This is a genomic window from Streptomyces sp. NPDC042371 (genome assembly GCF_056437465.1).
In genome coordinates this window covers 202,300-228,529 of sequence record NZ_JBWKAP010000003.1, presented here as the reverse complement: position 1 = coordinate 228,529, position 26,230 = coordinate 202,300, and the positions used below count along the sequence as shown (strand labels likewise).

At 71.6% G+C, this 26,230-nt stretch carries 20 protein-coding genes and 2 riboswitches; of the genes, 10 read left to right on the top strand and 10 right to left on the bottom strand.

The window, feature by feature from the left end:
* The first annotated feature begins 103 nt into the window (after window positions 1-103).
* A riboswitch (cobalamin riboswitch) is annotated at window positions 104-235 on the top strand.
* Window positions 236-272: 37 nt separating this feature from the next.
* Window positions 273-3,896 carry a cobaltochelatase subunit CobN gene (cobN, locus tag AC068B_RS10650; RefSeq protein ID WP_478670556.1) on the top strand — a complete coding sequence of 1,208 codons (3,624 nt, stop codon included), beginning with the start codon at window positions 273-275 and terminating at the stop codon, window positions 3,894-3,896.
* A 43-nt stretch (window positions 3,897-3,939) separates the two neighbouring features.
* Here the strand turns inward: cobN and AC068B_RS10645 are convergent, their stop codons facing one another.
* On the bottom strand, window positions 3,940-5,196 hold the full coding sequence (locus tag AC068B_RS10645; RefSeq protein ID WP_478670554.1) for an amidohydrolase: 1,257 nt from the start codon (window positions 5,194-5,196) through the stop codon (window positions 3,940-3,942).
* A 120-nt stretch (window positions 5,197-5,316) separates the two neighbouring features.
* Here AC068B_RS10645 and AC068B_RS10640 point away from each other — a divergent pair, with 120 nt between their 5' ends.
* Together AC068B_RS10640 and AC068B_RS10635 are read left to right on the top strand one after the other, a co-directional pair.
* Complete coding sequence (locus AC068B_RS10640) at window positions 5,317-5,967, top strand: histidine phosphatase family protein (RefSeq protein WP_478670552.1); 651 nt, start codon at window positions 5,317-5,319, stop codon at window positions 5,965-5,967.
* 281 nt (window positions 5,968-6,248) lie between these two features.
* Window positions 6,249-6,437, top strand: a complete 189-nt coding sequence (locus AC068B_RS10635; RefSeq protein ID WP_478671257.1) for a hypothetical protein — start codon at window positions 6,249-6,251, stop codon at window positions 6,435-6,437.
* A gap of 285 nt (window positions 6,438-6,722) precedes the next feature.
* On the opposite strand, the gene AC068B_RS10630 is transcribed toward AC068B_RS10635, so the two are convergent.
* Both AC068B_RS10630 and AC068B_RS10625 read right to left on the bottom strand, forming a co-directional pair.
* Window positions 6,723-7,922 (bottom strand): spore photoproduct lyase family protein, encoded by a 1,200-nt coding sequence (locus tag AC068B_RS10630; protein ID WP_478670551.1) that lies wholly within the window; start codon window positions 7,920-7,922, stop codon window positions 6,723-6,725.
* Window positions 7,919-8,935, bottom strand: coding sequence for a LacI family DNA-binding transcriptional regulator (locus AC068B_RS10625; RefSeq protein ID WP_478670550.1), 1,017 nt, complete (start codon window positions 8,933-8,935; stop codon window positions 7,919-7,921). Before AC068B_RS10625 ends, AC068B_RS10630 begins: the two co-directional genes overlap by 4 nt.
* A 165-nt stretch (window positions 8,936-9,100) precedes the next feature.
* On the opposite strand from AC068B_RS10625, the gene AC068B_RS10620 reads away from it, so the two are divergent.
* The gene (locus AC068B_RS10620; protein ID WP_356249759.1) at window positions 9,101-10,045 is read left to right on the top strand and encodes a carbon-nitrogen hydrolase; all 945 of its coding nucleotides are present in this window, start codon (window positions 9,101-9,103) and stop codon (window positions 10,043-10,045) included.
* Between the two features lie 49 nt (window positions 10,046-10,094).
* On the opposite strand, the gene AC068B_RS10615 is transcribed toward AC068B_RS10620, so the two are convergent.
* The 3 genes from AC068B_RS10615 to AC068B_RS10605 form a co-directional block, all read right to left on the bottom strand.
* The gene (locus AC068B_RS10615) at window positions 10,095-10,685 is read right to left on the bottom strand and encodes a GNAT family N-acetyltransferase (RefSeq protein WP_478670547.1); all 591 of its coding nucleotides are present in this window, start codon (window positions 10,683-10,685) and stop codon (window positions 10,095-10,097) included.
* Complete coding sequence (tsaD, locus tag AC068B_RS10610; RefSeq protein WP_478670546.1) at window positions 10,685-11,785, bottom strand: tRNA (adenosine(37)-N6)-threonylcarbamoyltransferase complex transferase subunit TsaD; 1,101 nt, start codon at window positions 11,783-11,785, stop codon at window positions 10,685-10,687. Before tsaD ends, AC068B_RS10615 begins: the two co-directional genes overlap by 1 nt.
* A 94-nt stretch (window positions 11,786-11,879) precedes the next feature.
* Window positions 11,880-12,785: an alpha/beta fold hydrolase gene (locus tag AC068B_RS10605; protein ID WP_478670544.1), complete on the bottom strand. Its 906-nt coding sequence runs from the start codon at window positions 12,783-12,785 to the stop codon at window positions 11,880-11,882.
* Window positions 12,786-12,937: 152 nt separating this feature from the next.
* Here AC068B_RS10605 and AC068B_RS10600 point away from each other — a divergent pair, with 152 nt between their 5' ends.
* The 3 genes from AC068B_RS10600 (at window position 12,938) to metE (ending at window position 19,053) form a co-directional block, all read left to right on the top strand.
* On the top strand, window positions 12,938-15,190 hold the full coding sequence (locus AC068B_RS10600) for a PIG-L family deacetylase (RefSeq protein ID WP_478670542.1): 2,253 nt from the start codon (window positions 12,938-12,940) through the stop codon (window positions 15,188-15,190).
* Window positions 15,145-16,281, top strand: a complete 1,137-nt coding sequence (locus AC068B_RS10595) for an acyltransferase family protein (protein ID WP_478670540.1) — start codon at window positions 15,145-15,147, stop codon at window positions 16,279-16,281. The genes AC068B_RS10600 and AC068B_RS10595 overlap by 46 nt, the downstream gene beginning before the upstream one ends.
* A gap of 59 nt (window positions 16,282-16,340) precedes the next feature.
* A riboswitch (cobalamin riboswitch) is annotated at window positions 16,341-16,564 on the top strand.
* Between the two features lie 164 nt (window positions 16,565-16,728).
* Window positions 16,729-19,053 (top strand): 5-methyltetrahydropteroyltriglutamate--homocysteine S-methyltransferase, encoded by a 2,325-nt coding sequence (gene metE / locus AC068B_RS10590; RefSeq protein WP_478670538.1) that lies wholly within the window; start codon window positions 16,729-16,731, stop codon window positions 19,051-19,053.
* Between the two features lie 114 nt (window positions 19,054-19,167).
* Here the strand turns inward: metE and folP are convergent, their stop codons facing one another.
* Window positions 19,168-20,070 carry a dihydropteroate synthase gene (gene folP / locus AC068B_RS10585; protein ID WP_478670537.1) on the bottom strand — a complete coding sequence of 301 codons (903 nt, stop codon included), beginning with the start codon at window positions 20,068-20,070 and terminating at the stop codon, window positions 19,168-19,170.
* A gap of 115 nt (window positions 20,071-20,185) precedes the next feature.
* Here folP and metF point away from each other — a divergent pair, with 115 nt between their 5' ends.
* Together metF and nrdR are read left to right on the top strand one after the other, a co-directional pair.
* Window positions 20,186-21,109, top strand: coding sequence for a methylenetetrahydrofolate reductase [NAD(P)H] (metF, locus tag AC068B_RS10580; protein WP_478670535.1), 924 nt, complete (start codon window positions 20,186-20,188; stop codon window positions 21,107-21,109).
* Between the two features lie 106 nt (window positions 21,110-21,215).
* A complete protein-coding gene (nrdR, locus tag AC068B_RS10575; protein ID WP_468567473.1) occupies window positions 21,216-21,665 on the top strand; it encodes a transcriptional regulator NrdR in 450 nt (149 codons plus the stop codon).
* Between the two features lie 32 nt (window positions 21,666-21,697).
* Here nrdR and AC068B_RS10570 read toward each other — a convergent pair whose 3' ends face one another.
* The 3 genes from AC068B_RS10570 to AC068B_RS10560 form a co-directional block, all read right to left on the bottom strand.
* Entirely contained in the window at window positions 21,698-23,005 is a 1,308-nt protein-coding gene (locus AC068B_RS10570) for a cytochrome P450 (protein ID WP_478670533.1), read from the bottom strand.
* A gap of 43 nt (window positions 23,006-23,048) precedes the next feature.
* Window positions 23,049-23,762 (bottom strand): tRNA-dependent cyclodipeptide synthase, encoded by a 714-nt coding sequence (locus tag AC068B_RS10565; protein ID WP_478670531.1) that lies wholly within the window; start codon window positions 23,760-23,762, stop codon window positions 23,049-23,051.
* Between the two features lie 174 nt (window positions 23,763-23,936).
* On the bottom strand, window positions 23,937-24,659 hold the full coding sequence (locus AC068B_RS10560; RefSeq protein ID WP_478670529.1) for a TetR/AcrR family transcriptional regulator: 723 nt from the start codon (window positions 24,657-24,659) through the stop codon (window positions 23,937-23,939).
* Between the two features lie 59 nt (window positions 24,660-24,718).
* On the opposite strand from AC068B_RS10560, the gene AC068B_RS10555 reads away from it, so the two are divergent.
* Window positions 24,719-26,182: a monooxygenase gene (locus tag AC068B_RS10555; RefSeq protein WP_478670528.1), complete on the top strand. Its 1,464-nt coding sequence runs from the start codon at window positions 24,719-24,721 to the stop codon at window positions 26,180-26,182.
* Window positions 26,183-26,230 lie beyond the last annotated feature (48 nt).

Below are 26,230 nucleotides of genomic sequence, written 5' to 3'. Positions count from 1 at the left end.
CGCGGATCCGGCGGGTCGCCTCCCGAGACGGACCGTTCTGGCAGGTGGCCGCCCCGCCGACCGCGGGCAGGACTTACTATGCAGGCGGCGGGCCGCCAGGTCCGTCGACGCCAGCGACGGCGTGGGTCCACCAGGACCCGAAGGAGGAAGCCCGGTGCGAATCCGGCGCGGTCCCGCCACTGTGAGCCCCACCCGAGTGGGGCGAGCCAGGAACTCCTGCCGTCCATACGACCACCCGGGGCGCGGACACCCCGAGGAAGGCCTGCGCCCGCATGCTTCTGCTGTTGTCGACCTCCGACACCGACCTGCTCAGCGCCCGCGCGGCGGGGGGTCCGGTCGACTACCGGTTCGCCAATCCCTCCCGTCTTGACCTCGAAGGACTGCCCGCGCTGCTGGACGGCGTGGACCTCGTCGTCGTACGCCTCCTCGGCGGCGTCCGTGCCTGGCAGGACGGCCTGGACCAGCTCATCGCCACCGGTCTCCCGGTGGTCGTGCTCACCGGTGAACAGGCACCCGACGCCCAGCTCATGGCCTCCTCGACCGTGCCGGTCGGCATCGCCGCCGAGGCGCACGCCTACCTGGCGCACGGCGGCCCCGCGAACCTGGAGCAGCTGGCCCGCTTCCTCTCCGACACCGTGCTGCTCACCGGCCACGGCTTCGAGCCGCCCGCGCCCGCCCCGTCGTGGGGCCCGCTGGAGCGCACGGCCCGCGCCGTGGAGGGCCCGACCGTGGCGGTGCTCTACTACCGCGCCCACCACATGAGCGGCAACACCGCGTTCGTGGACGCGCTGTGCGGCGCGATCGAGGACGCGGGCGCCCGGGCGCTGCCGCTGTACGTGGCCTCGCTGCGTGCCCCCGAGCCCGAGCTGATCGACGCGCTGCGGGCCGCCGACACCATCGTGACGACGGTCCTCGCGGCCGGTGGCACCAAGCCCGCCGAGGCCTCCGCGGGCGGCGACGACGAGTCGTGGGACGCGGGCGCGCTGACCGGACTGGACGTGCCGATCCTGCAGGCGCTCTGCCTGACCGGGTCGCGTTCGGCCTGGCAGGAGAACGACGAGGGCGTCTCGCCGCTCGACGCCGCGAGCCAGATCGCGGTGCCTGAGTTCGACGGCCGCCTGATCACGGTCCCCTTCTCCTTCAAGGAGATCGACGAGGACGGTCTGCCCGCGTACGTCGCCGACGCCGAGCGCGCGGCCCGCGTCGCCGGTATCGCCGTGCGCCACGCGCGCCTCAAGCACATCCCGGCCGCCGACAAGCGCATCGCCCTGGTGCTGTCCGCGTACCCGACGAAGCACTCCCGCATCGGCAACGCGGTCGGCCTGGACACTCCGGCATCCGCCGTCGAGCTGCTTCGCCGGCTCCGTGCCGAGGGGTACGACTTCGGCCCCGAGGCCGACATCCCCGGCCTGGTCTCCGGCGACGGCGACGAGCTGATCCGCGCGCTCATCGACGCGGGCGGCCACGACCAGGACTGGCTCACCGAGGAGCAGCTCGCCGCCAACCCCGTGCGCATCCCGGCCGCCGACTACAAGCGGTGGTACGCGACGCTGCCGCAGGAGCTGCGCGACTCCGTCGAGCAGCACTGGGGCCCGCCGCCCGGCGAGATGTTCCTCGACCGGTCCCGCGTCGGCCAGGGCGGCGACCCGGAGGGCGACATCGTGCTCGCGGCCCTGCGCCGCGAGAACCTCCTCATCCTGATCCAGCCGCCGCGCGGCTTCGGCGAGAACCCGATCGCGATCTACCACGACCCCGATCTGCCGCCGTCGCACCACTACTTGGCCGCCTACCGCTGGATCGCGGCGCCCGCGTCCGACAACGGCTTCGGCGCCGACGCGATGATCCACCTGGGCAAGCACGGCAACCTGGAGTGGCTGCCCGGCAAGAACGCGGGCCTCTCCGCGGCGTGCGGCCCCGACGCCGCGCTCGGCGACCTGCCCCTGATCTACCCCTTCCTGGTAAACGACCCGGGCGAGGGCACGCAGGCCAAGCGCCGCGTGCACGCCACGCTCATCGACCACCTGGTGCCGCCGATGGCGCGCGCCGACTCCTACGGCGACATCGCGCGCCTGGAGCAGCTCCTCGACGAGTACGCCCAGATCAGCTCCATGGACCCGGCGAAGCTCCCGGCGATCCGCGCGCAGATCTGGACGCTCATCCAGGCCGCCAAGCTCGACCACGACCTGGGTCTCGAGCACCGCCCGGACGACGACGGCTTCGACGACTTCCTGCTGCACGTCGACGGCTGGCTCTGCGAGATCAAGGACATGCAGATCCGCGACGGTCTGCACGTCCTGGGCAACCCGCCCGCGGGCGCCGACCGCGTGAACCTCGTGCTCGCCGTGTTGCGCGCCCGCCAGATCTGGGGCGGCACGACCGCGCTGCCTGGCCTGCGCGAGGCGCTCGGCCTCGACGAGTCGGCGGCGACGCGCGTCACCGCCGACGAGGCCGAGGACAAGGCCCGCGCCCTGGTCCAGGCGATGGACGACGCGGACTGGGACCCGGCGGCCGTGGCCTCCGTGGCCGCGGACCACGGCGACCAGGTCGCCGCCATCCTGGAGTTCGCGGCCCGCGAGGTCGTGCCGCGCCTCGCGGCCACCACCGCCGAGCTCGACCACTCCGTGCACGCCCTGAACGGCGGCTTCGTCCCGGCGGGCCCGTCGGGCTCCCCGCTGCGCGGCCTGGTCAACGTCCTGCCGACCGGCCGGAACTTCTACTCGGTCGACCCGAAGGCCGTCCCCTCCCGCCTCGCGTGGGAGACGGGCCAGGCCCTGGCCGACTCCCTCGTCGAGCGCTACCAGCAGGACAACGGCGACTACCCCACCTCCGTGGGCCTGTCCCTGTGGGGCACGAGCGCGATGCGCACCGCGGGCGACGACGTCGCCGAGGCGATGGCGCTGCTCGGCATCCGCCCCGTCTGGGACGACGCGTCACGCCGCGTCACCGGCCTGGAGGCCATCCCGTACGAGGAGTTGGGCCGCCCGCGCATCGATGTGACGCTGCGCATCTCGGGCTTCTTCCGCGACGCGTTCCCGCACACGATCGGCCTGCTCGACGACGCGGTGCGGCTCGCCGCCTCCCTGGAGGAGCCCGCCGACCGCAACTACGTGCGCGCCCACGCCCAGGCCGACCTCGCCGAGCACGGCGACGAGCGCCGGGCCACCACCCGCATCTTCGGTTCGCGCCCCGGCACGTACGGCGCGGGCCTGCTCCAGCTCATCGACTCCCGCGACTGGCGCACCGACGCGGACCTCGCCGAGGTCTACACGGTGTGGGGCGGTTACGCGTACGGCCGCGGGCTCGAAGGCCGCCCGGCCCGCGCGGAGATGGAGACGGCGTACAAGCGCATCGCCGTGGCCGCGAAGAACACGGACACCCGTGAGCACGACATCGCGGACTCCGACGACTACTTCCAGTACCACGGCGGCATGGTGGCGACCGTGCGCGCGCTGCGGGGCACGGCCCCGGAGGCGTACATCGGGGACTCGACGCGCCCCGAGACGGTCCGCACGCGCACGCTGGTGGAGGAGACCTCGCGGGTGTTCCGCGCGCGCGTGGTCAACCCGAAGTGGATCGAGGCGATGCGCCGTCACGGTTACAAGGGTGCCTTCGAACTCGCCGCCACCGTGGACTACTTGTTCGGGTACGACGCCACGACGGGTGTCGTCGCCGACTGGATGTACGACAAGCTCACCGAGACGTACGTCCTGGACCCGACGAACCGCGAGTTCCTCCAGGAGGCCAACCCCTGGGCCCTGCACGGCATCGCGGAGCGCCTCCTGGAGGCGGAGTCGCGCGGCATGTGGGCGAAGCCGGACCCGGCGGTGCTCGAAGCGCTGCGGCAGGCCTACCTGGAGACCGAGGGCAATCTGGAGGACGGCGGCGACGAGGCCTGAGCCCTCGTCGCCCCCTCCCCCGTCCGCTGGTCGCGGTCGGCCGTCACTGTGACGGCCGACCGCCCAGCCACGCCAGCGCGCCCGTCGTCAGCGCGGTGACCCCGGTGGTGAGGGTCGGCTCGACGAGCGGCGCGAAGAACGGCGAGTGGTTGGACGGAATGTCCCGCTCGAAGGTGCCAGCCTTCTGGGCGGCCGCGACCTCCGCCGGGTCGGCGCCGCCGAACAGCCAGTAGCAGAGCGGGACTTCACGCTCCGCCGAGGTCGCGAAGTACCCGACGTCCTCGCTGCCGGTCACCGGCCCGGGGTCGAAGACGCGCTCCTCCCCGATCGCCGCGCCGATGGCAGCCGTCGTCCGCTCCACCGCGTCGGCGTCGTTGTAGAGCACGGGGAAGGAGTCGATCTCCGTGATCTCGGGCTCCCGCTCCGCCCCCGCCGTGACCGCCTCGCCCTTGACGATGCGCTCGACGGCGGCGAGGACCTTCGTACGCACCTCGGGCGTGTACGTCCGGATGTTGATCTTCAGCTCGGCCTCGTCGGGAATGATGTTCTCCTTCGTCCCGGCCCGGAGCGAGCCGACGGTCACCACGGCCGTCTCGCCGCCCGCGATCTCCCGGGACACGATCGTCTGCAGCCGCATCACGGTCGCGGCGGCCATCACCACGGGGTCGATCGACGCCTCGGGGCGCGAGCCGTGCGCGCCCTTGCCGAACATCCGCACGCGCAGGGAGTCGGTCGCCGCGAAGGCGGGCCCGGGGTGCGCGCCGATCATCCCGGCGGGCAGCGGCGCGACGTGCTGCCCGAGCACGACGTCCGGCACGCCGAACCGCTCGTAGAAGCCGTCCTGGACCATCGCCTGCGCACCCTTCGCGACCTCCTCTGCGGGCTGGAAGACCCCGACGATCCGGCCCGACCAGTCGGCGCGGGCGTCCGCGAGCAGCTTCAGCGCGCCCAGCAGACAGGTGACGTGCATGTCGTGCCCGCACGCGTGCATCACGCCGTCGTTGCCGGAGGCGTACGGCAGCCCGGTCCGCTCGGTGACGGGCAGCCCGTCCATGTCGGCACGGAGGAGGACGGTCGGCCCGGCGCCGTTCTCCAGGACGGCGACCACACCGGTGCGGCCGACGCCGGTCGTGACCTCGTACCCGTAGGAGGCGGCGCGGCGGGCGGCTTCGGCGGCGGTGCGGTGCTCCTCGAAGGAGAGTTCCGGATGGGCGTGCAGATCGCGGTAGAGGGCGGCGAGGTCACCCTTGATGGCGTCGAGACCCAGCAGGGCGGAAGAATTCCGTTCGGCGGCGGACATGTCACGCTCCTCTTCGGTGGTGTCCGGCCACCTTACGGATGGCTTTGCGGGGACCTGTGCAGGGCTCTTCCGTTCGGGGCGGCCGGAACCGGTACGGAACGCGAGCGCGTCCCTCCCCGCATGATCACTCCCGCGACCGACCCGACCGACCCGACCGCCACGCGCCACCTCTACATCACCCGGCACGGCGAGGCCACGCCCGACGAGAGCGGGCTGACGCAGGCAGGCCTCAGGCAGGCGGTCCTGCTCGGCGAGCGACTCCGCGACATCCCCTTCGCGGCGATCCACCACGGCCCGCTCCCCCGGGCCGAACAGACCGCCGCCCTGATATCCGACCGGCTGAAGAGCAACGCCCCCCTGATCCGCTCGGCCCCGGCGGGCGACTACCTCCCCTACATCCCGTACAAGGAAGAGCTGCCCCCGGAAACGGCCGACGCGACACTGGAGCGCCTGGCCCAGTTCCCCGCGGCGGAACGCGAGGACGGCCCCGCCCTGGCCGCCGAGGCACTGACCCGCTTCACCGGCCCCGTCCCCGGCGACGCGGCGCGCCACGAACTCCTCGTCACGCACAACTTCCTGACCGCCTGGCTGGTCCGCGCCGCACTCGACGCCCCACCCGCACGCTGGCTGGGCCTGAACCACTGCAACGCGGCCCTGACGGTCATCCGTTACACCCCCGGCCGCCCCGCCGCACTGGCGCTCTACAACGACATGCGACACCTCCCCGAAGAACTGCGCTGGACGGGATTCCCACCAGAACTGCGCGCCTGACCTCGGCGGCACCGCACCACACCGCACCGCGCCTCACAACACGGTCGGCAGACCGAAGTTGTTGATGAGCGGCCCCTCGACGGTCACCCCCTCATTGACCAGCGGCGAGGGCGACGAGGGGGGCGACAACCCGTTCGTATGATCGTCGGTTACGATCGGTGACTTCCTGACCGCGCCCGGGTTACACCCCGTGAGCGGGCCGCGACCGCGGACCCGTACGCGCACGCTCCAAGGAGGCCGCAGTGAACGGCAATCGGGTGCAGAAGACGTCCCGTTGGACCCTGGTCGCAGCAGTGGCAGCCGCACCGGCCGTCCTGTGCTCCGGCACGGCACACGCCGACGAGACGCACGAGAACTCGCACAACGCACCCGTGGTCGCGCTGGTCAACACCGGCCAGATCGACGACCCGATGGAGGACGTCCTGGAGCACACGCTCCTCTTCGGCGACGGATACCGGTGGGGCGGTTGAGGGTCTGCGCCACCGCACGGTGAGCGGGCGAGGCGGTCCGCTTGAGGACCGCCTCCCGTGCAGACCGCCTTCAGGCCGACCTCGACCGTCACGGAGCCAGACATGCCGCGCCCGGCACCTCCGCCGGGACGCCGAGGCTCGCCGGGCCGACGAGGGCCGTGACGGCACCGAGGATGACGGCGGCGGAGCGACGCAGGTGAACTCCCCTTCAGCTGGGCCGAGTTGCCTTCGACTCAACTGGCCCGACGATCAATGCTCCACAGTTTTCCGCAGTCTCCCGGAACGTCAGAAGGCGTACCTGATGCGCAGCCAGGGCGCGTGCGCCGCGAGCAGCTGCTGGATCCGCGCCAGGGCCTGCCTCTTGATCTCCTGGGCGTAGCGCACATTGAAGGCGCCGTTCTGTGACCGCTTGGTCTCCTGCGCGTCCGGCTGCCACAGCACGTCCTCGGCGCGGGGATGCCAGCCCAGGTTAACCTCGTGGAGCCCCTGATTGTGCGTCAGCATGATGACTTCGGCGGCGGCCTGCGCCTTCACCCGGGCGGGCAGGACGTCGTCGAGGTGGTCGAGCAGCTCGGCCCAGTCCCGCTGCCAGCCCTGGCGCAGCACGACGGGCGAGAGGTTGAAGTGCACCTCGTACCCGGCGTCGAGGAAGTCCGCGGCGGCGGCGATCCGTTCGCCGACCGGGCTGGTGCGGATGTCCAGGAGCCGGGCGTCGTCGGCAGGCATGAGGGAGAAGCGCACGCGGGTGCGCCCCTGTGGGTCGAGCGCGAGCAGATCGGGGTTGACGAACTTGGTCGCGAAGGAGGCCTTGGCGGTCGGCATGCCACGGAACGCGGCAACGAGGTCAGCGGTGTTGTCGCAGACCAGGGCGTCGACGGAACAGTCACCGTTCTCGCCGATGTCGTAGACCCACGCCTCGGGATCGCACTGGTTGGGCTCGGTCTTCGGGCCCTGGGCCCACACGTGGCGCCGGACGTGGGCGACGATCGCCTCGATGTTGGTGAAGAGCGTGATGGGGTTGGCGTAGCCCTTGCGGCGCGGGACGTAGCAGTAGGCGCAGGCCATCGCGCATCCGTTGGAGGGGCCCGGGGCGATCCAGTCGGCGGAGCGGCCGTTGGGGCGCGTGGCGAGCGTGTGCTTGACCCCGAGGACGAGCGTCTCGGTCTTGATCCGGACCCATCGGCCGATGTTGCCGTCGTTGCCGTGCAGCGAGGGAATGAGCCAGTGACCGTCGACCTCGGTCACGCGCACATCCGGCGACAACCGGGACATGATCTGCTGACCGCGCGGGGAGTCGAGGGCGGCGGGCTCGGCGTACACCTCGCGCACATCGAGCATCCGGCGCGCCTGCGGACCGTCCCGGAACGCACCGGATCCGGGGGCGTGGGCGGGGCCTGTCGGGCCGGTTTCCTCCGGAGCGGTGTCCGACCATCCGAAGAGAGCTTGCTGCTCGGGCCTTACGGGGCCGGGGCCGGAAGTCGTCATGGGCTGCCTCCGAAAGCCCCGCCGAGGGTCGAGGCGCGGGCCTCCAAGGCCCATTGATGCGTGCGGACCGCCGCCGGATCGGCGCGCTCCGCGAGGATGTCGCAGAGGAGTTCCGCGCAGGCACGGCCGTACGCCGAGGGGCGCAGGTCGACGGCGGTGACGGGCGGGCCCGCGCTGCGGGTGGCGGTTCCGTCGACGCAGGCGGCGACGTAGAAGCCCCGGCCCACGACGCGGTCCAGGGCGGCGGCCGCGTGGAGGACTCCCGGCGCCGCACCGTCCGGCGCGCAGATCACCGCGTCGATCTCCGGCGCCGCGGCGAGCAGGGCGAGCGTGGCCTGCTCCGCCTCGCGGGCCGTGGCGGCGAAGGAGACCGTACGGACCTCCACCGGCACCCCGTGCGCACGTCCCCAGTCGGCGGCCGTGGCGTGCAGGGCGGCGGCCCACGCGGAGGTGTCGGCGGGCGCCAGCAGGGCGGGGCGGCGGGCGCCGCGGCCGTGCACGTGGTCCAGCAGGGCGGTCAGCGAGGCGGAGTTGTCGCAGATGACCGCGCCGCTGGGGGCGGGGGCCGACCCCAGATAGCGCTCGCCGGTGACGACGGGGATGCCCGCGCCGAGCAGTCCGGGCACGGCGGGGTCGCCGATCTCGGGGTCGATGACGAGGAGCCCGTCGACACGTGACGCGAGCGGCCCGTGCGCACCGGTGGCGGGCGCGAGCAGGACGACGTCGAGCCCCTCCTCCTGGGCGCGGGCGACGGCCCCGAAGGCGAGGTTCATGTAGTAGTCGAGGCGCGTCGCGGTCTGCGGCAGGTGCAGTCCGATCGCTCCGGTGCTGGCGCGGCGGAGGCGGCGCGCGGCGCTGTTGGGGCGGTAGCCGAGGCGGGCGGCGACCTCGCGGACGTGCTCGCGGGTGGCCTCCGCGACGCGGCCCGAGCCCTGGAGGGCGTCGGACGCGGTGCTCTTGGAGACTCCGGCGGCGCGGGCGACGTCGAGGAGGGTGACGGTACGGGCATTCACGTGCCCGAAGTGTAGACGTACGGGGCCAGCCTTGCCGGAACGTTCCGGCACGGTCTACATTCGGCTGTGCCGGAACGTTCCGGCAATGTGTTGCGCGGCTCTGCCCGGTGCCGTGCCTCCCCGCGTCCGGGGCTCCGCCTCCCTGCTACTCGACTGGATGTCGTCATGCGCCTGATCACCGCGTACAACCCGCCCGCGTCCCCGACCAGGACCCGTCCCGCCGAGCGCGCCCCGCTCCGGGTGGCCGCCGTGCAGCAGCGCTGGCACCGCGACCCCGCCGAGCACCGCGCGGCCCTGCTCGAAGGCATCCGTCTCGCGGCGGCCGAGGGCGCGCGGGTGGTGTGCCTCCAGGAGCTCACGCTGTCGCCGTACTTCGCGGTGGTCCGCAAGGCCGACCACCCCGCTCCGGCCGAGCCGGAGGACCTGCTCACCGGTCCGACGTTCACCTTCGCCGCCGAGGCGGCCCGCGAGTGCGGCGTGTACGTGCACGCCTCGCTGTACGAGCGGGCTCCGGCGCCGGGCGGCGAGGACGACGGGCTCGGCTACAACACCGCGATCCTCGTCGCCCCGGACGGCAGCCTCGCCCAGCGGACCCGCAAGACGCACATCCCGGTCTCGGAGGGCTACTACGAGGACCACTGGTTCCGGCAGGGCCCGGCCGGTGCGGACGCCTTCCCGCTGGTGCAGGTCGACGAGGCGCGGTTCGGCCTTCCCACCTGCTGGGACCAGTGGTTCCCGGAGGTGGCCCGCGCGTACTCGCTGGCCGGGGCCGACGTCCTCGTCTACCCGACCGCCATCGGCTCCGAGCCCGGCCACCCCGGCTTCGACACCCAGCCGATCTGGCAGAAGGTCATCACCGGCAACGCGATCGCCAACGCGACGTTCATGGTGGTGCCCAACCGGATCGGGTCGGAGAACGGGCTGACCTTCTACGGCAGTTCGTTCATCGTCGACCCCTACGGGCGAGTCCTGGCGCAGGCGCCGCGCGACGAGCCCGCCGTGCTGGTAGCCGATCTCGATCTCGACGCCCGCCGCGACTGGCTGGAGCTCTTCCCGTTCCTCGCCACCCGCCGCCCCGACGCGTACGCGCCGCTCACCGTCGAGCGCTGAGGCGGGAGGTCAGAGGAGGCCGGAGGAGGTCAGCGGAGGCCAGAGGAGGTCAGAGGGGACGAGGCGCGGCGGCACCGGCCGGGTGCCGGGGGCCGAGGTAGGCCGCGAGGCCCGCGCCCCCGGCAGCGGGATGGGTGGCCGGTGTCCAGCCCGCCCGCTCGTAGAAGGTGCGGGCCTCTCCGGCCGCCACCGAGGTCAGCAGCCAGCAGCGGCCGTCGGCCCGGTCCCTGGTCACCGCGTCCAGCAGCCCGGAGCCCGCGCCGGTGCCCCTGGCCCGGGAGGCGACCGCCAGCTCGTCCACCTCGCGGGCGCCGCACAGCCACGCGGCCGTGCGGTCCTCGCCGAGGGCGGCCGATATCTGCGGGTAGCACCGGCTGGTGGGGAAGGGCCGCGGAGTCGTCCAGGCGGTGGCCCAGCCGAGGACCGCATCCCCGTCCCCGTCCCCGTCCTTGTCCAGCGCGAGCGCGGCGGTGAACCCAGGCCGGCGCACGTCGTCCGCCAGCCGCCGCAGGTAGCCGTCGGCGTGCTCGGGCCCCTCCCACCAGGGGGCGCCTCCGAAGGCGTCCACGTACGCCGCGTGGAGGCCTTCCGCGTACGACAGCAGACGTCTTCCGGAGACGACTCTGATGTCGGCGCCCATCAGGCGGCCCTGTCAGCGGGCTTACCGGCGGATTTCGCCAACGAGCCGGGCCCGGGCACCGGAGTGAGCGACGCGTAGTCGAGCGGCGCGGACGGGTCGATCGACACGTTCAGCGGCGCGGGCTCGGCCCCGGCGCGCACCAGCAGGTCGCCGACGGCCGCGATCATCGCGCCGTTGTCGGTGCACAACGTCATGGGCGGCACCCGCAGTTCGATCCCCGCGGCCGCGCACCGCTGCTCGGCCAGGACGCGCACCCGCGAGTTCGCCGCCACGCCGCCGACGACGACCAGCGTCTGCACGTCGTACGCGCGACAGGCCGCGAGCGCCTTGCGGGTCAGCACGTCCGCGACGGCCTCCTGCAGCGCGGCGGCCCCGTCGGCCACCGAAGGCTCCTCGCCCCGGAGACGATGCTGCTCGGCCCATCGGGCGGCGGCCGTCTTGAGCCCGGAGAAGGAGAAGGCGTACGGATCGTCTCCCGGGCGCGTCAGCGGTCGCGGGAACGCCACCGCCCGCGGGTCCCCGTCCCGCGCCGCGCGGTCGATCGCGGGCCCGCCCGGATAGGGCAGCCCGAGGATCCGGGCGACCTTGTCGAAGCACTCCCCCGCCGCGTCGTCGAGCGTGTCCCCCAGGTGCAGGATCGGCTCGCGCACCAGGTCCCGCACCAGGAGCAGCGAGGTGTGCCCGCCCGAGACGATCAGCACCACGCAGGGGTCGGGCAGCGGGCCGTGCTCCAGCGTGTCGGCGGCGACGTGTCCGGCCAGGTGGTGCACCCCGTACAGCGGGACCCCGGCCGCGTAGGCCAGGGTCTTGGCACCGGCCAGCCCCACTTGCAGGGCCCCGGACAGGCCGGGGCCGGTCGTGACGGCGACGGCGTCGATCTGGCCGAGTCGCAGACCGGCCTCGTCGAGGGCCTGCCGGACGACCGGGCTGAAGGCGTGCAGGTGCGCGCGGGCGGCGATCTCCGGCACCACGCCGCCGAACCGCGCGTGCTCGTCCATGCTCGACGCCACCACGTGCGCGAGCAGCTTCCCGTCCCGCACGATTCCCGCGCCGGTCTCGTCGCAGGACGACTCGATCCCCAGCACCACAGGTTTGCTCACCGCACGCCCCTTCGACCCTTCTGCACAGCTGATGCACTTGCAATATATGTGCAATAGGGGCGCCGGGTCAGATCCACCGGCCCCGCCTCCTCCCCTACGCGCCCGCCACGCCCCGCACGAACCCCCGCAGACACGCACGCACGGCATCGGGCCGCTCCAGCCACGGCTCGTGACCGGCGCCTTCGATCCGGGTCAGCGGACGGTCGAGCGAGCGCGCCAGCGTGTCGAGCGCCGAGACCGGGCGGGGGTCGCCGACACCACCGAGAAGCTCCGTCCGCGCGGGCAGCCGCTCGCGCAGCTCGTCCAGATGTCCGTCGAGGGGGTCCGCACGCCCCGCCTCACCGAGTTCGGCGTTCATGGTCCAGTTGACCGGACGCCGCCGACGGGCGCCCTCGGCCGCCCACTGCCAGCCGCGTTCGACGTCCGCGTGGTCGGTGAACCAGGCCAGGGTGAGCAGCTCGACCTCCTGCTCCTCCGTGCGGCGCGGCAACTCCTCCAGCACACGGAGCCGTTCCTGCTGCGCCACGGTCATGCGGCGCCCCCGTTCCGCCCGGTACCCGGCACGCCAGTCACCGAGGAACGGCCCGCACATCAGCAGCGCCGCGGCCACCCGGTCCGAGTGGGCGAGGCAGAACCGGGCGGCCAGATCGGCGCCGTAGGAGTGCCCGATCAGCACGGCCCGGGGCGCGCCCCACGCGTCGAGGAGCTCGGCGAGATCGCCGACATGCCGGGCGAGGGTGTGGCGCCCGCGCCACGGCGAACGGCCCGTCCCGCGCTGGTCGTACCGGTACACGGGCGCCAAGTCCGCGACCATGGCGGCGACTTCACCCAGGTAATCGGGCAGCCCGGGGCCACCGTGCAGCAGGACCACGGGCGTCGGCCGCCCAGCACCCCGCCCGCTGCCCCGACCTGCGTCCCGCCCGCCGCCTCCCAGCGCCGTCCACTGCAACTGCGCCCCGTCGGTCATCGACGCGAGGCCCCGCTTCTCTGTCCACGTCACCGCGGAGAAGCTACCCCTCCGGCGCCGTGAGGAAGATCACTGAGGACAACCCGCCGCATTCGCAGGTCATCTTCCCCCGTGATCAAGGAGCCACCAGCCGCAGCTGTTGGCCGAGTGGCCGGTACGTCAGATGCAGATAGGCAAGCCCACCCATGCCCCCCGAAAAGCGCATTCTCGCGCGCGCAACCCGTCGCAATGTCCTCACGGCCACCGTGCTGGGCGTCGTGGCGCCCGCAGGCATCGGCATAGGCATGGCCGTCCGCTCGAAGGGTGACGGCGGCGACGTACCCGTCACCCCGCACCAGTCACCGGACATGAGCACGGCGGGCCCCACGGGTACGTGGGCGACCTCAGGGCCGCAGCCCAAGACCGAGGAATCGGTCCTGCAGATCGTCGCCCACCCCGACGACGACCTCTTTTTCATCAACCCGGAGGTCGGGCAGTCGCTGCGCAGCGGCAGGCCCTTGACGACGATCTATCTGACGTCCGGCGAGTCCAACGGCGTGAACGCCCCCAGGAAGGGCACGTTCCGGGGCATGCCACGACCCGCGCGCGACGAGCGCAAGTACGCCAAAGCGCGGCAGAACGGCATTCGCGCCGCCTACGCCGAGATGGTCACCGGACGTCCGGAGCATCCCTGGCGGCGCTCCGTCATCCCGACGGCGGGCGGCGGGCAGGCGGAGCTCGACACGTTGCAGGGGTATCCCCACATCAACCTGGTGTGGACGCTGCTGCACGAGGCGGGCAGCATCGCCGGTGACCGCCCGCACAGCCTGCACGGGCTGTGGGACGGCCGGGTCGGCGTGCTCGGCTCGCAGCTGGCGCACGAGGGTCCGGTCACCCGCGACTTCTCGTACACGAAGGAACAGCTGATCCGGACGCTGACCGGCTATCTGGAGCGGTTCCGGCCGACGCAGGTCCGGATGCAGAACCCGACGCCGGGCCGTCTGGACCGCAACCTCAAGTGCTCCGACCACCAGGACCACCGCTTCGGCGCCCGGTTCGTCCAGCAGGCGCTCGCCCGGTACGCCGCCTCCGGCAGGGGTCCGCACTTCACCGTGCAGACCTACATGGGGTACTTCAACGGCGGTCTGCCCCAGGCGCTCGACCCCGCGTCCGGCACGTCCAAGGCCCGCACGCTCGAAACGTACTCCTGGGGAGACGCCCCGCAGGACACCTGCAAGGACTCGGCGGGCTGCGGCGACCTCAAGGTCGCCGCGAGCCCCAAGCCCCGCTGGGCGCACAGCATCCACCACGCCGGTGAGACCGGCGCCGACTGGCTGCTCGCGGGCAAGGACGACAGCCTGTGGGCCTTCGCCGTACTGGACGGCCGGATCGCGCACTGGCACCGGCCGGGCGGCAAGGGCGGGCGCTGGAGCGCGAGCCGGTGGAAGGGGCCCGTGTTCCAGGCGGAGACCGGAATCGACACGGGCGTGCGGCCGGTGGCGCTGCCCGACGGACGTATCGCCGTCTTCGGTACCCGTACGCTGTTCGGTGACCAGCCCGCCGCATACCGCAAGGAAGTGGGATTTATCGCCCAGCAGGCCCCTGGCAAGCCCTTCGGCCCCTGGCAGTCGCTGGACAGCCCCGAGCTGTCCGACGAGGTCGGTACGAACGACATCAGTGCGCCCGCGGTCGTGGCGCACGACGACGGCACGCTGTCCGTGTTCGTGCGCGACAGCAGCCACCAGCTGACCGCGCGCGTCCAGCAGTCCGACGGCACGTGGACTCCCTGGCGCGGCCTGGGCGGTGAGGCCGTGCACAGCGATCCGGTCGCCGCCAAGGACCGCGCCGGACGCGCCTACGTCCTTGCCGCCACCCCGCACAGCGTCCTGGCCTGGACCCAGGACGGGCCGGGCGCGGACGTGCGCGGCCCGCTGGCCACCGGCCTTCCGGCGACCACGTTGCCGTTGACCGTCCGGCCCGACGACGACGGCGTCCGGGTCTTCTACCGCATCCCCGCCTCCGGGAACGTGGGCTCCGCCCGCCTGCACGCGGACAGCCTCACGCCCTTCACGGCGGAGCCGGGCCGGGCGCGCCGGTCGTCCTCCACCGCGCACACGTCGGTGGCCGTCACCGATCTGGGCGGGGCGGGCGGCTACGGCCCGGTGAGCGTGACCGCGGACGACTGGGGCGGTGTCCTGCTCGCGGCCAGGACGGCCACCGGCGATGTCGCCACGGCCTGGGGCACGTCGGGCGTCGCGAGGAACCGGCCGCAGTGGAACCACACCGGCGTGCTCCCCGCGGGCGCGCCGTCGAGCGCTCCGCTGTCGTCGGGCGGCGTCGTGCTCACGATGCTCGGCCTCGACAGCCGCCTGTACTGGACCCATGCCAGACGTGGAGGAGGTCGCCTGGCTCCATGGCAGCCGGTGGAGTCTCCAACGGCAGGGAGGTCGAAGGCCTGATGCGGATGCCGACCCCCACACGGCTGCGTAACAACCAGAACACCCCCCAGAGCACCCAGAAATCCCCGAACGTCCAGAAGCCGCTCGACTCGCGCGATCCGTTCTTCGACAACGCGAAGTTCCTCCTGATCGTGCTGGTCGCCCTCGGCCACTCCTGGGAACAGATCGTCTCCGGCACGCACACGCTGCAGGCGGTCCACACCGTGGTCTACGCCTTCCACATGCCGGCGTTCATCCTGCTGTGCGGCTACTTCTCGCAGCGCTTCACCGGCCGCCCCGACCAGGTGCGCAAACTGATCGAAGGGGTGCTGATCCCCTACCTCCTGTTCGAGGCGGCGTACTCCGCCACGTACAGCGCGGTGCGGGGCGAGCCGTACAGCTTCACCCCCACGGAACCCACCTACCTCTGCTGGTTCCTCGTCGCCCTGTTCCTGTGGCGGCTGAGCACACCCCTGTGGCGGGCGGTCCGCCACCCGGTGCCGATCGCCGTGGTGGTCTCCCTCGCGGCCGGTCTCACGACGATGGGTTACGACCTGGCGCTGCCGCGCGTGCTGATGTTCCTGCCCTGGTTCGTCCTCGGCATGAACCTGCGCCCGGAGCACTTCGCCCTCCTGCGCACGAAGGTGGCCCGCCGCTGTGGCGTGGTGGCGCTGGTCTGCGCCGTGGTCGCGGCATATCTGTGGATCCCCGCGCCCGACGAGCACTGGCTGTCCATGGACGTCGGCTACACGGAGCTCGACATCAGCTGGCCGCGGTACCTCGCCGTGCGCGTCGGCATCTTCGCGCTCAGCGCGGTGCTGGTCGCCGCGTTCTTCGCCTGCGTGCCCCGGCGCCGTACGCCCTTCACCGCTCTCGGCGCCGCCACGATGTACCCGTACCTCCTGCACGGCCTGCTGATCCGCGCGGGCGAGGCGGCGGGCCTGTATCCGGTCCTGAAGGACCTGGGCGCGGTCGGCCAGATCCTCCTCACCCTCTCCGTCGTCACCACGGTGTTCCTGCTGTCGACTCCGCCGGTGCGGAAGCTGTTCCGCCCGCTGGTGGAGCCCCAGCTGCCGCGCGCTGCCGTGCCGGTGGACGAGCGTTCGAGGTAAGTGCTCGAGGCGACCGTCCGGAATCCGGCGGCCCTAGCACTGCTCCACCGCCACCCCGTAGGGTGATCGGCGCAGCTGGTTCGCCCCGTCCGCCAGACGGGAGCGTCGCAAGAGGGAACCCGGTGGGAATCCGGGACTGCCCCGCAGCGGTGAGTGGGAACGACCGCCGTCATCACGCACTGGGCCCCGACGAACGGGACCTGGGAAGCGACGGCCAGTAGGTGTCCTCCCCCGGGAGGATGCGCCCGCGAGTCCGAAGACCTGCCCGCTGTCCGTGCCCGAGCCATTCGTGCGCGGATATTCCGGTGACCTCGAGGGCGGGTCGGCGTACATACCGAGCGGATGACCGCGCCTTGCCGCGCGAGACGGTGCCCGCCGGTATGTCACTCCTTCTTGGCCGCGCAGGTCTCCGGGATCCCCGGGATACGTCTCTCGAAGGAGATCTCCGTGACCACCAAGACCGCAGCCGCGGCAGCACGGGCCACCGTGTACGGCTACCCCCGCCAGGGCCGCAACCGCGAACTCAAGAAGGCCATCGAGGGCTACTGGAAGGGCCGCGTCACCGCCGACGCCCTCCGGAGCACCGCCGCCGACCTCCGCCGCACCAACTGGCAGGAACTCTCCGACGCGGGCATCGGAGAAGTCCCCACCGGCGACTTCTCGTACTACGACCACGTCCTGGACACCACCGTCATGGTCGGCGCCGTCCCCGAGCGCCACCGCGCCGCGGGCGACGCGGACCCGCTCGACGGGTTCTTCGCCATGGCGCGCGGCACGCAGGACGTGGCGCCGCTTGAGATGACGAAGTGGTTCGACACCAACTACCACTACCTGGTGCCCGAGCTGGGTCCTGGCACGGTGTTCACCGCCGACTCCACCAAGCAGGTCACCGAGTTCAAGGAGGCCCAGGCGCTGGGCCTGACGGCGCGGCCCGTGCTCGTCGGCCCGGTCACCTACCTCCTGCTCGCCAAGCCCGCCCCCGGGGTGGCCGCCGACTTCGACCCGCTGACCCTCCTCGACCGCCTCCTTCCGGTGTACGCCGAGGTGCTCGCCGACCTGCGCGCGGCGGGCGCCGAATGGGTCCAGCTCGACGAGCCTGCCCTCGTCCAGGACCGCACCCCGGCCGAGCTGAACGCGGCCGAGCGCGCCTACCGCGACCTCGGCGCCCTCACCGACCGCTCCAAGCTCCTCGTCGCCTCGTACTTCGACCGGCTCGGCGACGCCCTCCCGGTGCTCGCCAAGGCCCCGGTCGAGGGCCTCGCCCTCGACTTCACCGAGGCCGCCGCCGCGAACCTCGACGCCCTCGCCGCGGTCGGCGGACTGCCCGGCAAGCGCCTGGTCGCCGGTGTCGTCAACGGCCGCAACATCTGGATCAACGACCTGGCCAAGTCCCTCACCACCCTCGGCACCCTGCTCGGGCTCGCCGAGCGGGTCGACGTGGCCGCCTCCTGCTCCCTCCTCCACGTCCCCATCGACACCGCCCTCGAACGGGACATCGAGCCGCAGATCCTGCGCTGGCTCGCCTTCGCCCGGCAGAAGACGAACGAGGTGGCCACCCTCGCCAAGGGGCTGGCCCAGGGCACCGACACCATCACGGCCGAACTGTCGGCCAACAAGGCGGACCTGGCCTCGCGCGCCGAATCCCCGATCACTCATGACCCGGCCGTCCGGGCCCGCGCCGGTGCCGTCACCGACGCCGACGCGCGCCGCTCCCAGCCCTACGCCGAGCGGACCGCAGCCCAGCGCGCCCACCTCGGCCTGCCGCTGCTGCCGACGACGACCATCGGCTCGTTCCCGCAGACCGACGAACTGCGCACGGCCCGCGCCGACCTGCGCGCCGGGCGCATCACCACGGCGGGCTACGAGGACCGCATCAAGACGGAGATCCAGGACGTGATCTCCTTCCAGGAGAAGACCGGCATCGACGTCCTGGTGCACGGCGAGCCCGAGCGCAACGACATGGTGCAGTACTTCGCCGAACAGCTCACCGGCTACCTCGCCACGCAGCACGGCTGGGTCCAGTCGTACGGCACCCGCTACGTCCGCCCGCCGGTCCTGGCCGGTGACATCTCGCGCCCCGAGCCGATGACGGTGCGCTGGACGACGTACGCCAACTCCCTCACCGACCGCCCGGTCAAGGGCATGCTCACCGGCCCCGTCACCATGCTCGCCTGGTCCTTCGTCCGCGACGACCAGCCGCTCGGCGACACCGCCCGCCAGGTCGCCCTCGCCCTGCGCGACGAGGTCGACGACCTGGAGGCGGCGGGCACTTCGGTCATCCAGGTCGACGAGCCCGCACTGCGCGAAACGCTGCCGCTGCGCGCCGCCGACCACCCCGCGTACCTGGCCTGGGCCACCGAGTCCTTCCGCCTCTCCACCAGCGGGGTGCGGCCGGACACCCAGATCCACACGCACATGTGCTACGCCGAGTTCGGCGACGTCGTCCAGGCCATCGACGACCTCGATGCCGACGTCATCAGCCTGGAAGCGGCCCGCTCCCACATGCAGGTCGCCCGCGAACTCGCCACCCACGGCTACCCCCGCGAGGCGGGCCCCGGCGTCTACGACATCCACTCCCCGCGCGTCCCCAGCGCCGAGGAAGCCGCCGCCCTGCTGCGCAAGGGACTCGACGCCATCCCCGCCGAACGGCTCTGGGTCAACCCCGACTGCGGCCTGAAGACCCGCGGTTGGCCCGAGACCCGCTCCTCCCTGGAGAACCTGGTCACGGCGGCCAGGACGGTCCGCGAGGAGATCGGGACGACCACGTCCTGACTGCCTCCTGACGGCCTGACGGCGCGATGCGTGCCGGTGTCGGGGCGGACGCCGAACTCCCGCCCCGACACCGGCACTCAGGCCGTGCTGCCCCACACGACCGAATGGACCACGTCAGTGACTCGACATCACCGCTGTCCGTACCCGGCGGCGGTCCCGCGTCTCCACCCGGCGCAGTGCCGAGCCGACGCGCACCGCGTCGGCCGAGTCCGCCACCTCGTGGACCCGCACGGCCCAGGCGCCCCGGGCCGCCGCCCATCCGGAGACGGTGGTGGTGGCGGCGTCACGCCCACGGGCGGGGCGGGGCGTGCCCGTGACCGGGTCCGCCAGCAGGGTCCCCAGGAACCGCTTGCGGGAGGCACCCACCAGCACGGGGAACCCCAGGGCCGTCAGCGCGTCGATCCCGGCGAGCAACTCCCAGTCGTCGTCCCGGTCCTTGGCGAATCCGAGGCCGGGATCGACTATCACCCGGCCGGGGTCGACACCGGCCGACACCACGGCGTCGACCTGCCGTTCCACCTCGCGTACGACGTCGATGCGCGCGTCATCGTAGGAGGCAAGACCGTCCATGGCCGCGGAGTGCCCGCGCCAGTGCATCACCACGTACGGGACGTCGCTCCTCGCGGCGACTGCGGCCATGTCGGGGTCGGCCTGCCCGCCGCTCACGTCGTTGATCAGGCAGGCCCCGACGTCCACCGCGGCCCGTGCCACCCGGGCCCGCATGGTGTCCACACTCACCAGAGCCCCTCCCTCGACCAGCCCCCGCACCACCGGCAGTACGCGCCGCAGTTCCTCCTCGCAGGTGATGCGCGACGCGCCGGGACGCGTCGACTCACCCCCGACGTCAATCAAGTCCGCGCCTTGGGCTACCAGTTCGAGGCCGTGCGCGACGGCACGCCCCGGGTCCAGCCACAGACCGCCGTCGGAGAACGAGTCGGGCGTCACATTGACGATTCCCATGACGCCGCATCGCCCCCAGGACAGGGCTGCGGAAGGAAGAGCGGTGTAGGAACTCATGAGGAAATGATGACGGATACCCATTCGCGCTGTACAGCGCGGACGGCACATTCGACTTCGTACCGACAAGTGGACTTCTCTCGCACGGAGTTCACAAGACGTCTAGGCTTCCCACATGGCTCTCGGTACCCCAAGCACACGACCGGACAGTGCACAATCCATTCGCGGTCTGCTTTCCCGGGGCGACCGCTCCTACTCCTTCGAGTTCATGCCTCCGCGTACTCCGGAGGCCGAGACCGGACTCTGGAAGGCCATCCGCAAACTGGAAGCACTGTCACCCACTTTCGTTTCGGTGACATATGGCGCCGGCGGCTACACGCGGGGCAGGACCATCAATGTCACCGGGCGCATCGCGCAAGAGACGACACTGACACCCGTCGCACACCTCACCGCCGTCGGGCACAGCGTCGCCGAGCTGAGGAACATCCTCGGGCACTACGCCGACCAGGGAGTTCGCAATATTCTCGCCCTCCGGGGCGATCCGCCAGGTGACCCGCTCGGCGCCTGGTCCAGGCATCCCCAGGGGGTGGACCACGCGGCCGAACTGGTCTCCCTCATCAAGGAATCGGGAAACTACTGCGTCGGAGTCGCCGCGTTCCCGGAAATGCATCCGCGTTCCAGCGATCGCGCGAGCGACATCAGGCATTTCGTCGAAAAATGCCGGGCAGGCGCGGATTACGCCATCACGCAGATGTTCTTCGACGTAGACGAGTACCTGCGCTTTCGCGACCTGGTCGCCGACGCCGGATGCGAAACGCCCATCATTCCCGAGATCATGCCCGTGACCACCCTGCGAACCCTGAGGAGAATCCCCGACCTCTCCACGGCGGCATTTCCCGCGCGGCTTGCCGATCGCATGCTCGACGCGGCGGAAAGCCCTGCCTCGGTGCGGTCGTTGGGAATTGAGCACGCCACCGAAATGTGCCGTCGACTCATCGCGGAGGAAGCACCGGGACTTCACTTCATGACCATGAATTTCTCAACGGTGACGACGGAGATCTATCAGAACCTAGGACTTGCGCCCGGCCCTCGGGGATGACTCTGACGATCCGTTACCATCAAGATCGACTCACGGTCGGGTGGACAGTCGGGTGGACACCGGAAGACATCCCAACCGTCCGAGGGAATCGGAAAGGACCTGAACGGTGTGCTGCCCCTTCTGCAGGCTCCCCGACAGTCGCGTCATCGACAGCCGGTCGACCGATGAAGGGACTTCCATTCGCCGCCGGAGGCAGTGCCCGAACTGCCAGCGCCGGTTCACCACGGTGGAGACGTACTCCCTGCTGGTGGTCAAACGCAGCGGCGTGACCGAGCCGTTCAGCCGTACGAAGATCGTCAGCAGCGTCCGCAAGGCGTGCCAGGGCCGTCCCATCACCGAGGACATGCTCGACCGGCTCGGCCAGCAGGTGGAGGAGAACGTGCGGGCCACCGGAAGCGCCCAACTCTCGACGCACGAAGTGGGGTTGGCCGTACTGGAACCGCTCAGTGAGCTGGACCCGGTGGCCTACATGCGATTCGCTTCCGTGTACCGCGCCTTCGAATCGCTCGCCGACTTCGAGAACGCCATAGCCGATCTGCGCGCCAGATGTGGCTAGGTCCCTTCTGACGGATCTCGATCCGTGAGGGCTCACCACAGAACGGGAAGCCTCTCGGGAACCCGCTTGATGTTGCCCGTGCGCCACACCAACTGGTCGGCAGGCAGGGCGAGTCGCAGCTGCGGCAGGCGCTCCACGAGCACGGTGAGGGCCTCGGCGGCGTGCACGCGGGAGATCGCGGAGGCGGGGCAGAAGTGGCGACCCGCCCCGAACGACAGGTGGTTGTTGCCCGTGCGGTCGAGGTCGAAGCGCTCGGGGTCCGGGAACTGCTGAGGGTCGAAGTTCGCCCCCTCGACGCAGACCAGGACCAGCTCCCCCGCCCGCACCAGGACCTCGCCGACCTGGACGTCGGCCCGGGCGATCCGGGGCAGTCCGTCGCCGATCGACAGGGTGCACCGCATCAACTCCTCCACCGCGCGCGGCATCGCCCGGGGGTTCTTCCGCAGGCGCTCCACCACGTCCGGGTGCTGGACCAGGGTGAGCACGGCGTGCAGCAGAAAGACGTACGTACTCATGGCACCGGCCCCGAACAGGGAGGTGACCGTGGCGGCGATCATCTCGTCGGTCAGATCACCGCCGTCACGCTGCGCATCGTCCCGCAGTTCGCACAGCCGCCGGATGAGTCCGCGCTGATCGGTGCGCGGGGCACGCACATGCCGGAGGACGAAGGTGAAGTCCTTGTCCCAGTTGGCGGTGCAGCCGTCGAACACGACGGGGCTGGTGACGAAGCCGAGGTCGAGCCCCGACATGAGCCGCAGCCCGTCCTCGTAGGGCAGGCCGAGTACTTGGCAGACCAGGGCGGCGGAGTACGGTTCGGCGAACCGCTGCCGCAGGTCCAGCGGGGCTCCTTCCTCGACCATGACGTCGACGAGGTCGTGCGCCCGCCGGGACATCCACTGCGCGGACGCCGGACCGGTCCTGGGCCCGAACGCCCGGAGCACTTCCTGGTGCAGACCGGCGCTGTTGACGTTGCCCATGGTGTTGACGGCCTCGGCGGGGATCGTCAGGGCGTACTGGCGCGGTACGTCGGGGGCCTCGGTGTCGCGCAGGCTGAAGCGATCGTCCTCCAGCACCTGCCGGGCCAGCGCGTAACTGGTGACCAGCCAGGCGTCGTCGCCGGTGAGGGTCCGGATCCGGGCGATGGGACTGTCCCGGCGCAGCTCCTCGCACTCGGCGGGTACGACGTCACCGCGCCGGGACAACGGCCACTGCACCGGGGCGTACGGGCAGGAGGTGTCTGCTGCCACGGAGTCGGTGCTCGCGACGGAGGAGGCGGTGCTCGCGACGGAGGAGGCGGTGCTCGCGACGGACGCGGACGAGGTGGACGGGCTGGAATCCATGACGACCTGCTTTCTTCTACGGCCCCCGGGCCTCACGGACGGGTCACGCGAGGCAGGCTGCGACGATGGCGTACCCCTGGGTGTCGGCCGGGCGCAGCAGCCCCGTCGGGCGCTCGCCGAACAGCAGGCGCCCCAGTGCCAGGACGGTGTGGTAGCAGTGGACGGACGAGTCGACGCCCAGAATGTGCGGGGTGTCGACAAAGAACGGCAGCTCGGCGTTGACGTAGTCGAGCGCCGCCTCGGTCTGCGCGGGCAGGGGCAGCGCGCCGGGCGCCAGTCGCTTGGCGAGGAACTGGTGGGCCATGGCGTCCCGGACGGACCGCAGTTCCATGTCGGTCTGCAGCGCGGTGCGGACCTGCGCGCGGACCTCCCGGTATCCGGGCTGGTCCAGAAAGTCGGACAGCGGCCGCACCCGTACGCGCCCCGCGTCCGGACCGACGTCCTCCAGAGCGCCCTTGATGCGCCGCCGGACCCCGCGCAGTTGCTTGGCCACGCTTCTGCGCGCGGCCGGTCGCTCGTAGCCGAAGGCCTCCAACATCGCCTCCAGGGCGACATCGGCGTGCACGACGTCCACGACCTCGAACCGGTCCACCGCCCATGTCATCACCTCGGCCAGACACCGCCGGGTGAAGTAGCTGTTCCCTGTGCTCACCCCGAACAGCGCGTGATCCCCACGCCGAAGCAGGTCTCCGCTCCGCATGCCCACGGGCACGATGTCCAAGTCGTTCTCGATCAGGGCCGGTTCGCTGTGGGGCACCACGGCTCCTCGCTGTCGCCTCAATGACGAATATGCGATTCGGGTATGCCCAGGAAGAGTGCCAAGGATGTCGTCAATTCCCGGAAGTGATGACGCAGAGTGAGCTCCCCGGCGCACGCAACACCCACAGGACCGCCGGAACCGCCCCCCCTTCCCCCTACGCGGCGGGGGCGCTCACTCCGCGCCGGATCGCAGGTGCCGCAGCCCTTCGATCTGGACGTCCAGGGCGAACTCGAAGTGGGCGTCGAAGTCCGCGCTGGTGAGCACGGGGATCGCGGCGGCGAGGTGCGGGTAGGGCCCGGCCAGCACCGCTTCCCGCAGACTGCCCACGTCCCCCGGCGCCCCGCCCTCATCCGGCGCGGAGGCGGCCTGTTCCTCCAGCGTGTGACCGAGGGTGAAGTTGACCATGCCCATGAACGCGCGGGCGGCGTCCTCGTCCTTGAACCCTGCCTCGCGGAGCACCCCGAGGGCGGCTTCGGCGAAGGCCAGCGTGTGAGGGCCGACCGAGTGGGTGCCGCCGAAGACCCGGGCACCGTCACGGTGGGCAAGGAGCGCCCGGCGCATCGCTCGGACGAGCGCCCTCAGCCGTCCCGCCCAGTCGGCCGCCCCTGACGCCCCGTCCACCCCGGCCGACCCGGCCGACCCGGCCACCCCGTCCTCCCCGGGTGACGCATCGATGCCACCGAGCATGCGCTCAGCCATGGCGGTCAGCAGGTCCTGCTTGGTCGTGAAGTGGCGATAGAGCGCCCCGGCCCGCACGCCCAGCCGGTCGGCGAGCCTGCGCATCGTGAGCGCTTCGAGGCCGACGTCGTCCAGCAGCTCAAGGGCGGTCTCGACGGTTTTCGCGCGGTCGAGCCGCGCCGGGCGGCCCCTGCTCGGGGTTGACGGAGAGGTCATGCCCCTCACTATAGTGAACATCGTTCACGTGAACGATGTTCACTAATTAGGGAGCAGCCATGGAACCTGATGTCATCGTCGTCGGCGCCGGGCCGACCGGTCTCATGCTCGGGTGTGAACTCGCCCTGGCCGGAACCCAGGTGCGGATCGTGGAGCGCCGCGCCGAGGCCACACAGAACTCCCGGGCCCTGACGCTGCACCCGCGCAGCGTGGAACTGATGGACATGCGAGGCCTCCTGCCGCGCTTCCTGTCATCGGGCAGGACCCTGCCGGGCTGGCACTTCGCCAACCTCCCCACCCGGCTCGACTTCAGCGCGCTGGACACCCGGCACGGCTACACCCTGTTCCTGGCCCAGGCGCGCACAGAAGCCCTGCTGGAGGAGCGGGCCCGCGAACTGGGCGTACGGATCGACCGCGGGCACGAGGTCCTGGGGCTCACGCAGGACGACACCGGCGTATCGATCGATCTCCGTGACAGCAACGGCCGGGCCACCACGTCCCGGGCGAAGTACGTCGTCGGATGCGACGGCGGCCGCAGCGCGGTGCGGCAGGCCGCCGGTATCGGCTTCTCCGGCACGGACGAGACGCTCACCGGCGTGCTGGGCGACTTCGCGGTGGTCGACGCCTCCCCCGAGACCCTCGCGGCCGCGCAGGCGAACGGCGTCATGGTCGTACCGCTGGAGACCGGACTCACCCGCTTCGTCTACATCGACCCCGAGCGCATGCGAGCCCCCGCCGAGGAACCCGTAACACTGGAAGAGTTCCGAGGCTCCCTGACCCGCATCTGCGGCGACGACTGCGGCCTAGCCGACCCACGGTGGCTCTCCCGCTTCGGCAACGCGACCCGCTTGGCCGACCGCTACCGCAACGGCCGCGTCCTGGTGGCGGGCGACGCCGCCCACATCCACTTCCCGGCAGGCGGGCAGGGACTGAACATGGGCCTGCAGGACGCCATGAACCTCGGCTGGAAACTCGCCGCCGAGCTCAACGGCCGAGCCCCGGCAGGCCTGTTGGACAGCTACGAAGACGAACGACGCCCGGTCGGCCAGGCGGTCACCCAGAACACCGCCGTCCAACTCCTCCTGGCCGAACTCCCCCTCATCCCACAGTACGAGGCCCCCGCAACAGCTCTGCGCGCACTGCTCGACGAACTACTCGGCATCCAGGACGTCAACCGGCTCCTCGCCGGACGCGTCTCCGCACTGAGCACGACATACGCGTCACCCCAGGAAGACGCCCACCCCTTGGTGGGCCGATGCATGCCGGACATCGACCTGAGCACGGCGGACTCGGCGAAAACCCGCGTCTACGAACTCCTCGCACCGGCTCGCTTCCTCCTGATCGACCTCGCGGGGCACGAGAACCATGACGACGACCTACGCGAAGTGACAGAGATCCTGGTACGGCCCGACGGCCACATCGCCTGGGCCACGCAGACCACCGACGCGGACGCCCGCCGGGCCGAACGCGCCGAGGCCCTGACGGCCTGGGCGGGGAGCGCGACGGAGGCCACGGCCGTGTGAGCACGACCTGCGCGACCTGCATCACGCGTCATCGGGCCTGTATGCCCC